General features: G+C 66.9%; 8 protein-coding genes. 7 read left to right on the top strand and 1 reads right to left on the bottom strand.

Going from position 1 to position 9,671, the window contains the following annotated elements:
* On the top strand, nucleotides 1-1,935 hold a 1,935-nt coding region (locus ACTMSW_RS09645; RefSeq protein ID WP_441180179.1), incomplete at its 5' end, for a ricin-type beta-trefoil lectin domain protein.
* A gap of 362 nt (nucleotides 1,936-2,297) precedes the next feature.
* Here ACTMSW_RS09645 and ACTMSW_RS09640 read toward each other — a convergent pair.
* On the bottom strand, nucleotides 2,298-2,654 hold the full coding sequence (locus ACTMSW_RS09640) for a VOC family protein (protein ID WP_441180178.1): 357 nt from the start codon (nucleotides 2,652-2,654) through the stop codon (nucleotides 2,298-2,300).
* Nucleotides 2,655-3,124: 470 nt separating this feature from the next.
* Between ACTMSW_RS09640 and ACTMSW_RS09635 the strand changes: the two genes are divergently transcribed.
* The 6 genes from ACTMSW_RS09635 (at nucleotide 3,125) to ACTMSW_RS09610 (ending at nucleotide 9,615) form a co-directional block, all read left to right on the top strand.
* Complete coding sequence (locus ACTMSW_RS09635; RefSeq protein ID WP_441180177.1) at nucleotides 3,125-4,108, top strand: hypothetical protein; 984 nt, start codon at nucleotides 3,125-3,127, stop codon at nucleotides 4,106-4,108.
* A 37-nt stretch (nucleotides 4,109-4,145) separates the two neighbouring features.
* Nucleotides 4,146-4,682 (top strand): adenylyltransferase/cytidyltransferase family protein, encoded by a 537-nt coding sequence (locus ACTMSW_RS09630; protein WP_441180176.1) that lies wholly within the window; start codon nucleotides 4,146-4,148, stop codon nucleotides 4,680-4,682.
* Between the two features lie 699 nt (nucleotides 4,683-5,381).
* Nucleotides 5,382-6,569, top strand: coding sequence for a TerB family tellurite resistance protein (locus ACTMSW_RS09625; RefSeq protein WP_441180175.1), 1,188 nt, complete (start codon nucleotides 5,382-5,384; stop codon nucleotides 6,567-6,569).
* Nucleotides 6,559-7,962 (top strand): hypothetical protein, encoded by a 1,404-nt coding sequence (locus ACTMSW_RS09620; protein WP_441180174.1) that lies wholly within the window; start codon nucleotides 6,559-6,561, stop codon nucleotides 7,960-7,962. Before ACTMSW_RS09625 ends, ACTMSW_RS09620 begins: the two co-directional genes overlap by 11 nt.
* Nucleotides 7,963-8,017: 55 nt before the next feature.
* Nucleotides 8,018-8,197 carry a hypothetical protein gene (locus tag ACTMSW_RS09615; RefSeq protein ID WP_441180173.1) on the top strand — a complete coding sequence of 60 codons (180 nt, stop codon included), beginning with the start codon at nucleotides 8,018-8,020 and terminating at the stop codon, nucleotides 8,195-8,197.
* 389 nt (nucleotides 8,198-8,586) lie between these two features.
* The gene (locus tag ACTMSW_RS09610; RefSeq protein ID WP_441180172.1) at nucleotides 8,587-9,615 is read left to right on the top strand and encodes a Kelch repeat-containing protein; all 1,029 of its coding nucleotides are present in this window, start codon (nucleotides 8,587-8,589) and stop codon (nucleotides 9,613-9,615) included.
* Nucleotides 9,616-9,671: the final 56 nt, after the last annotated feature.

The raw sequence follows: 9,671 nt of genomic DNA, 5'->3' as shown, positions 1-9,671 counted from the left end.
CGCGACGGCGGTCAGCAGATCACCCTGGAGTGGAAGACTCCCGGCTCGTCGTCCTTCGTCGTGGTGCCCAACTCGGCGCTGAGCACCGACGCCGGCGTGGTGCGGGTCACCGCCCCGGGTAAGAAGGAGTGCGAGGGGGTCACCGACTCGCCCGGCGACGGCCTGCCGCTGAACGGGGTGCATCCCAGCTACACGCTGACGAACTTGCGGCCGAACGGCTTCCAGCCGCAGGTGACCGGCATGGACTGGTTCGCCGATGGCCGCATGGCCATCTCCACCTGGGGCGGCACGGACAACACCAGCGGTGAGGTCTACATCCTGAGCAATACCGGCGGCGCGACCGGGCCGGGTAGCGTGACGACGAAGAAGATCGCCGGTGGTCTCAAGGAACCGATGGGCCTGAAGATCGTCGACGGGGTCGTCTACGTGTCGGAGAAGCAGCGGCTGACCCGGCTCGTCGACACCAACAACGACGACGTGGCCGACAACCTGGAGACCGTCGCGACGTGGCCGTTCGGGGGCAACTTCCACGAGTTCGCCTTCGGTCTGCTGTACCAGGCGCCGCACTTCTACCTGAACCTGTCGGTGTCGATCAACTACGGTGGGGCGACCACGGACCCGCAGCCGGCGGCGAACCGGGGCACCACGATCAAGGTGCACAAGGACACCGGGGCGGTGTCCTACGTGGCTGGTGGTCTGCGGACCCCGCACGGCATCGGGTGGGGGCCGGAGAACGGCATCTTCGTCACCGACAACCAGGGTGGCTGGCTGCCCTCGTCGAAGCTGCTGCACATCAAGCAGGACCGGTTCTTCAACCACTACATGAACCCGGACGGCCCGTTCGACAACAACCCGGTGACCCCGCCGGTGCTGTGGATGCCGCAGAACGAGATCGCCAACTCCCCCAGCGGTCTGGTGACGGTGCCCAGCGGCACCTACGCCGGGCAGCTGCTCATCGGTGACGTCACCTACGGCGGTCTGCAGCGGGCGTTCCTGGAGAAGGTCAACGGCGAGTACCAGGGCGCACTGTTCCGCATGACCCAGGGCCTGGAGGCGGGTATCTCCGAGGTTCACCTCGGCCCGGACGGCGCGATCTACGTCGGCGGGCTCGGCGCCGGCGGCAACTGGGGACAGTCCGGCAAGCTGCAGTACGGGTTGCAGAAGCTGACCCCGAACAACACCGCCACCTTCGACATCAAGGCCATGCGGGCCACCAGCGGCGGTTTCGAGCTGGAGTACACCCAGCCGCTCTCGGCCGACACTGCGAATGGCCTCGCCGCCCGTTACAAGATCAAGCAGTGGCGCTACCAGGCCACCGCCGGCTACGGCGGCCCGAAGATCGATGAGGAGACACTCACGGCCACCTCCGCGACGCTGTCCGCGGACAAGAAGACCGTCACGTTGACCATCCCCGGCCGCAAGGCCGGCCACGTGGTGTACGTCCGCTCTCCGCGCCCGTTCAGCTCCGAGAGCGGCCAGTCGCTGTGGAGCACCGAGGCCTGGTACACCCTCAACGCCATCCCCGGCACCACCACGCCGCCGCCCGGCGGCACGGCAGGCACGATCACCGGCATCGGCGGCAAGTGCCTGGACGTCAGCAACTCGGGCACCGCCGACGGCACCAAGATCCAGCTCTGGACCTGCAACGGCACGAACGCCCAGAAGTGGACCCGTGTCGGCGACACCTTCCAGGCGCTCGGCAAGTGCCTGGACGTCAGCCAGGGCGGCACCGCCAACGGCACGAAGGTGCAGCTGTGGAGCTGCAACGGCTCGGGGGCACAGGTGTGGCAGCCACAGTCCAACGGCTCCATCCTGAATCCGCAATCCGGCAAGGTTCTCGACGCCGCCGGGGTCAGCTCCGCTGACGGCACCCAGATCCATATCTGGAGCTACGTGGGCGGCGCCAACCAGCACTGGACCATCAACGGCGGATAGCAGCACCCCGCTTCGCCGGTGACGACACAGGGCGGGGAGGCCACAGGTGGCTTCCCCGCCCTCCGGCTGCTCAGGCCCGCCGGGCCACGCCCTGAGCAGACCGCCGACGAGCGTGGCTGCCTCGGCAAGTCGCGCGGCAACCCGCTCACCGGTTGAGGGTTTCCCGAAATCAGCGCGGTGTCGCCCAGGTGCAGCCGGACCCGACCATCGAGCAACCAGCCCGCATTCGAGGTCACTGCCAGCGCGTCACCGAGCCGCACCGTCATCGAAGGCTTCAAAAAGTACGCGATGGAGCTGCCCGAAGTCCTGTCGGTACTCGGGCGCCGTGAGATCGTTGGCTTCGTGCAGCCGCGAACGCCTCATCATTCGTAGTACTGAACGAGGCAGAACTCATGGCCTTCCGGATCTGCCATGACGACGACCACGCCCTCGTCGTATTGATGCCGGTCACCCGTCGCCCGGCCGCCCAGCTTGATTACCGCCGCCACGGCCTTCTCAATGTCGTCAACGGTGACGTCGAGGTGGATCCGCACCTTGCCAGCGGCAGGCTCGGACACCGGCTGAAACACCAACCGCGGCTGAGGATCACCCCGTTCGCCGAGGTAGATCCAACCATCCTGCGACGGTCCAGGTTCCCGACCCAGCAAGGCGCTCCAAAATCGGGCCACGCGTTCGGGATCGAGGCAGTCAATCGTCACACCAGACCAGGTGTACGTCACGTGCACGATCCTGACAGATTTTCGGATCTACCCGGTGGACCTCCCGACATGAGCAGTCCGAACCCGTGTTGCCAGGGCGGCAGCGAAACTGCCAGCGGGGTCGGCAGACACGTTCGCCCGTCCTGAGAGGAGGGCGTCGGGGCCGACAGATGGCCTCTGCGTGATCGCGGACGCCACCAGGAGGTCCTTGCTGTGCTCGGGCGGGCTTGATGCAGTAGCGGCTGGCGGTCGACTCGTTGAACAGTGTCATGCGTCGTCTCTGCTGCCCTCGGTGGCCCGGGTCGTGCGGTGGTTCGAGCGAGGCGGCCCCGGCCGAGCAGCCGACCCGCTGCGGCTCCTCGTCGTTCCGGGCATCGCCGAAGAGCACGTCGAAGCGGTGCTTCTCCACTGCGGTCGAGCACCACCGGTGTCGCGCTTGGCCCGTAGGCCATGCTCGACGCCGTACGTCGTCGCGACCCTACGATCCGCGCATGAGCGACTGGCTCGACGTCAGCGACAAGCTGGGTTCGGTCATCGGCGCGCTTATGGGCTTGGTTGCCGTTGGGATCACGATCGGTGGATCCCTGCTGCGGCGGCGGGCGTCCCGGACGGCCCTCGCCGGACCGGAGTTGACCGCTCTTCCGCAGGATCAGGACCACGATGCGGCCCGTCATCGCTACCGCTTCTTCGGGCACGTGCCCGCGCTGTCCGAGGTGTACGTCCGGCAGCAGGTCGCTGGCCTGGGCGCAGCCGACCTGGCGATCGGTATCGTGGACATGCTCGCCGACAGCCGGCACACGGTCCTGCTCGGCGGGGCCGGAGCGGGAATGTCGGCGTTGGTCGCCGCGGTCGTGGCCGAAGGCGCCCGGGATGCGCTCCGGGGCCGTCGGCCGAAGGTCGTCACTGTTGCCGTCGCCGGCGGATCTGGTCGAGCAGTCTCTGCCGGGTGCCCTAGCCCTTGTCTGCCGCGACGACCGAGAAGCTCGACCTGCCGGCGTCCACTTTCGACCGGCCGCCAGCTCGCTCGCTGGCGGTTCATGGTCGACGGGATCGACGGGGTCGACGATTCGGAGGCACGGTCACGGGTGCTCTGGTCGCTGCAGAGCCGGCTCGCCAAGCCGTCGGTGGCACACCAGCTCGTCGTCACGACCCGGCCGCTGCCTGAAGAGGAGATGTCGGCGCTCCGGGCGTCCGGTGTCGACACCTACGAGCTGCAGCCGTTCGATCAGGATGAGCTGGACGCCTTCGCTCGGCGCTGGTTCGCCACCCGGCGTCCCGAGGCACCGGACGAGGCGAATGAGCTGGCCGTGCGGTTCGTGGCCCGGGTGGCGGGTGCCCGGCTCGGCCCGGTGGCCCGAGTACCACTGCTGACGACGATCGCCGCGATGGCCGCAGAGATGGTCGACTTCTCCGGGGAGACTGCGTCAGCGACGTTCAAGGTTCGTCCTCGTGTTGGATTGGGGGGATCGGCCTGATCGTGCAGAGCAGGCGTGCCTGCTGGGATCCGGCTCGTTGCCGCCGAGCGCGCCGCTGGCGGCCGACGCGCCTACCAGCACGGGGGAGACGAACGACGACCGAGTCGCACGGCCAGCTAGCGAGGTGATGTGCGCCATGGTAGAGGGTAAGATCAACAGCCACAAGACGCGCGTCTATGTGGATATGGTGGGAGACCTGTTCCACCCGGGCCATGTCGCACTTCTCCGAGCGGCTCGTGGATTCGGCGATTGGCTAATCGTCGGAGTGCTTTCTGACGAAACCGTCGCCTCCTACAAGCGGAGGCCCATCATGAGCCTCGCCGAGCGGGTCTCGATCGTCGAGGCATGCCGGTACGTCGACGAGGTGGTGCCCGACTCGCCCTATCAGCTCACTCCCGAATTTCTGGACGAGATGCAGATATCCGTGGTCGTGCACGGGGACGACATCTCGCCGGAGGTCATCGAGGCGGTATACGGACCGATAGCCGCGGACGGCCGACTGCAGCTCGTCAAATACACCGCCGGAGTTTCCACGACGGATCTCATCAACCGGGTGAAGAGATATCTGGCGTAAGGCCACCCGCCACCACGGCCGATTACACAAGCTCTGAATACCCCGAGCGCAAGTCGAGCATGCCGTGCCGTCACATGTTCTGGGTATTTCCTGCTACTACGACGAGGGCTCGCGATCGAGGCAACCAGGTTCGACGAACGGAAACCCGCATACGCGCATCACCAACGATGCCGCCACCGCGACCGCATCATCATCGAAGCCGGCTTGAGCTTCTGCCCTTGGTCGGCTCTCAGGATCTGTAGTGGGGTGGAGACGGGGACGGTCGTTCTGCCGGGCTTGGCACGTACCGTGTCGGCGGTAGCGATGCCGGCCAGGACAGAACGGCGGTGACAGCCGCCGCCAGCGGCGGCAGACAGATCATGGCCGGGTCCGGCGGCGTACAGCCGGCGCAGGTCAGGTCCGACGAGCACCTCGCGGTGCGGTGCGTCGCGAGGTGACGACGCCGGCCAAGCGCGACAGCTCACTGAGCGCGACGAGCCCGCCGAGACTGCCCTCGCTGTCAGAAGCCGGGGTGCCGATGAGCCGCCCGGCGGCGGCCCGGCTCCGGGTGGCTCGCCAGGCATGGAGGTGCTCGGCGAGGTGGCGACGCCATAGCCGTAGGCATCGAAATTTGGCCGATGAGGACATGATCTAGGGCCGCCGGGAGGACGTCGTCTCGTCGGTGATCACCGATAGCCTTTCGCCAAAGAAGTGAAAGGGATGGCGATGGACCTTCGTGAGGTTGGGCTTGGACGGCTGAAGGGCGTTGCCGACGCCGCTGGACGGATGGTTGCCGACAGCACGAGCGTGGCGAGGCAGCTTGTTGCCGATGCTGCTGGCGAGGCACAGGAGAGAGTGAAGCAGTCCGCCGAGCAGGTGATGGCGAAGGTCGAAGAAGTCAAGGAGGACCTGTCGGCCTGGTCGTCCCGCAACCCCGCCAATGTCGGCGACTTGTCCGCGCTCAACGCCGACGGGAAGTTGCTCTACTGCCGCGTGTTGGTCAGCTTGGCGCTGGTCGACGGCCTCCTCGATCCTCGCGAGATCGCGAACCTGTACTTGTTCGCGTCGACCATTGGACTCGACGGCGAAGCACGATCGGAGTTGCGCAGGGAGATCACTGGAGCGCAACGCGATGCAGTGAGCGACGCACCGGACATCGACGCCACTGTGGAGCTGTCCAGGAAATTGCGCGAGCTCCTCGAGGAAGATCAGCGCGAGCCGGTGTTCACGGTGCTGGTGCGCGATCTGGTGCGAATCTCGCGTGCTGACAGGCATGCTGCCGACGCCGAGCGCGAGCGAATCGTGCTGGTCGCAGGACTGGTGTTCCCCGAGTCGGCTGACAAGGTCGTGGAGGCGACCGAACGCTTTGTGATCACGGAAGAGGACTTCGCTTCCGGCAGGATCACGACCAGCCAGTTGGAGACCACCACCAAGGACATCGCTGCCAAGGCGGCGGCGTTCGGTGCACCGATCGCCGCGATCAGTCTTGCTGGCAGCGTCTCCGGCCTCAGCGGGGCGGGAATCACCTCGGGTCTGGCGGCCCTGGGGTTCGGCGGTCTCCTGGGCCTGAGCGCGATGGCCACCGGAATCGGCACGGTGGTGATTCTCGGGGTCGCGGTCCATCAGGGCACGCGTTGGGCGCTGGCCACCAACGAGCGTGAACGTGAGAATCGGCGCGAGCATCTGATTCAGCAAGTCATCAAGAATCACCAGCAGGCAATGGCAGAGCTCACCGACGACATCGCAGGGCTCGCGCACCGGATGGAGGTCTACCTCACCCAGACCACCAGGAACGAGGAGCGACTCGCCACGCTCAGGGCTGAGTTGGCCGCCTTCCAGGCGGCCCTGGTGAATCTGCACACCAGTCAGGAGGCCTTCGAACGGCGGGAGCCGCTCAGTGCCGAGTGACCAGCTTTCGGCTGCCGCCGCGGTCGTGGCTTACCAGTCCGTCACGCTGACTGAACTGCGGGGCTTGTTCGACCGAATGGAATTCGACCTCAAGGACGTCCTCGAACGCGAACGTCGCGTCAGCGACACTCTGGACTCGGTCGAGTCCGAGTTCGACGCGGTGCGCGCCCGTCTCCAAGCGATGGGCGTCCTCGTACCAGCCCCCGAGTCCCAGTCGAACGCAGCGACCACCGTGAGTGTCCAGGCACCGAACAGCTCCCGTTACGCCGTGCCCGTCGTTCCGGCTGGCGACGACTTCGACCAGCTCGTCAGACTTGCCGAAGCCCGGTTGGATCTGCTGGGTATCGATCTGAGCCGGGATCCGCTCCAACAGGTTCTTCCCTCCGGCCAGATAGCTCGCAGCCTGGGCAGCTACACCGAGGAACATGGCGACATCAGCTGGGACGAGACCGACTGGACAGTCGTCCTCATTGCCGGAGCTCTCGCGACCCTCCTCGACGTCATCCTCGTCCGCATCCCCCAGGATTCCACCTTCCTGGGCGAGAAGCAGGCGGGATCGCCCCTCACCACGTGGCTCAAGGACCGTGACCGCGCACAAGACATCCACACCCGATTCTTCAAGAGGTTCGAGAAGCTCGCCAAAGTGCCCTATGACGCCCCGACCACGAAGGCCACCGACGGCCTGATCAGCGGCATGCGGCCGGCTACCCATCGGCTCCAGAGCCTCGGCCACGATCCGGCCCTGGGTTTCCTCGCCGGCGTGGCAGATCTCATGCACGGCACCGGCACCTACATCGACAAGGCAGGGCAACTGATCCAGGTACCCACCGACTACGACCCGGTCGACCTGATCACCGCGTTCATCACCCAGGTGCGCCATCTACTCTCGGACGTCTACACCCCTGCCGGTCTGCAGCCTCCGTTCTTCAGCCTGCTTCAACTCGGACAGATACGTTCCCCGTTCGCATTGGACCCTTCCGGCGTCACGGTGCCCTGGACCGACGTCGCCCGCTACATGTACACGAACGGCTACGACCTGCGCCACTTCTTCACGATGGGCATCACGCCTGGCGTCGTGTCCGCGATCATCCGCGGATACTGGCTTCTCAAGAGCTATGCCACCGGCGGTAGCGCAGCGCAACGGAAGCTGGAGCACGCCAAACTCACCTCCATGCTGCTGCTCGGGCACACCATCGCCACCTCAGGCACTCTTCTCAAGACCGGGCTGCTGTTCGGCATGAACCCGGCCGCCCTCAACTACAACCAGATTCTCGCCATGGCGCCCGCCACCATCGCCTGGTTCACAGAAGCCGTCGCCCGCGACCATCGAATCACACAAGCGCTGGACAAGGAATGGGAATTGCTCCTCGCCGAATCCGATGGGCAATCGTGATCAGCGAGCACCTCGCGGGCCTTGGCAGACTTCCTTGTCCCGACAGCCTCCAGAAGTGACTCTCGCCGATGCGGGACAGACGTCCGTGATGCCAGGCGGCCGCCGCCTCGGAGACGCCCATCAGATCCATCAGGTCGAGGGTGGCGTCCGGATCGAGGCGTTCGACGTCGCCGCGCAGCGCCCGGAGCAGCACGTTCCAGACCTCGTCGCCGTCGCCGTGAACCGTGCCCTGTAGTGGTCGCCGCACTTGAGCAGTACTGACGCGTCGACCGCCAGGAAGGGTCGCGGCTCGTACACCTTTGCCGGACCCGGCGCCGCCGCCTTTCCCGCGGGCACCGCCCACGGTGCAGGTGAGGAAACTTCCCTTTCGCATTGTGCGGAAATGACCCGGCGAGGAAACCCACAATGACTTGCCGAGGGACCACTTATCGGCCACGGCACCTTTTCGCCATCGGTGGGAAGTGACAGATTTCCGCGGTTGTGGCGTACGTCAGGCTGTTAGCGTGCGCGAAAGCGGAAACGCCCGCCGACGCATCGCGAAGGAGCGCCGTAGTCGTGACGACAATTCGTATTCTCGGCCGTGCTGCGCCAGGTAGGACACTGTGCCTCGCCATTGCCGTCGCGGTGGCCCAGATTCTGACACCCGTCGCCGGTGCCGTGGGCGGGGGTGACCCACCCGCAGTCGACTGGCGGGCGGAGGACGCGCTGTCGAGCCCCCGCTACGCGCTGGCGGCGGCCACGGCGTCGGACGGGTCGATCTTCGCAATCGGGGGCGCCGGCGGGGCTTCGGTCACCGGGGTCGTGGAGGTCTACACACCTCGAACGAGACAGTGGAAGGCCGGTCCGTCGCTGCCCCACCCCAGGTACCGGCATGCGGCGGCCACTGGCGGAGACGGGCGCGTCTACGCGATCGGTGGCAACTCTCCCGGCGCCGAGGGAGCGTTCCTCAGCTCCGTGCTCGCCCTGACACCGGGCGACGACCACTGGGTGCCCCTGGCGCCGATGCCCACCGGACGACAACTGCTTGCCGCAACAGCCGGCACCGACGGCCGCGTCTACGCCGTTGGCGGGCACCGCGGCGACTCGCTCGCCACTCTCGAGATCTACGACCCGACGGTGGACCGGTGGGCCACCGGAGCGTCGATGCCCACGCCGCGCAACGACATGGGGGTGGCGGGCGGACCGGACGGGCGGATCTATGCGATCGGCGGCTGCGGAGACGGTCTCCTGAACGCTCTCGACATCGTCGAGGCGTACTCGCCCGCCACCGACTCCTGGACGACTCTCGCGCCGCTTCCCAGCCGGCGGTGTCTCGTCGACGCCACGACCGGCCCGGACGGCCGGATCTACGCGATAGGGGGCTGTGAGCTGGTGACCGACGCCACGGGAGCGCCAGTCGACTGTGTGGACACCACCCGGGTGGACGCGTACTCACCCGACACCGACACCTGGGAGACAGTCACCGGCACCACCGTCGCCCATCGTGAAGGGGCGGCGGTCACGAGCGGCAGGAGGATCTTCGCCATCGGCGGGCACACCACCGCGGTGGAGTCGGCGCGGGTGACTGCCCGCCACCGGGTCCCCCAGCCTCCGGTCGGCGACTCTTCCCCCGACCCCCAGCCCCCGGCGGAGGCGTCGCGCACCGGACGTTAGCGACGGCTGGGTGCCTGGGGGATCCGATCGCCGATCCGACTCCGCTGGAGCACTTC

Source organism: Micromonospora sp. BQ11, assembly GCF_052068135.1.
GTDB lineage: Bacteria > Actinomycetota > Actinomycetes > Mycobacteriales > Micromonosporaceae > Micromonospora.
The sequence above is the reverse complement of the archived record's forward strand: the minus strand, read 5'-3'. Positions and strand labels throughout refer to the sequence as shown.

Coding starts and splice junctions, on each gene's coding strand:
- ACTMSW_RS09625 (WP_441180175.1), top strand. CDS start 5,382: ATGGCGATGGACCTTCGTGAGGTTGGGCTTGGACGGCTGAAGGGCGTT.
- ACTMSW_RS09635 (WP_441180177.1), top strand. CDS start 3,125: ATGAGCGACTGGCTCGACGTCAGCGACAAGCTGGGTTCGGTCATCGGC.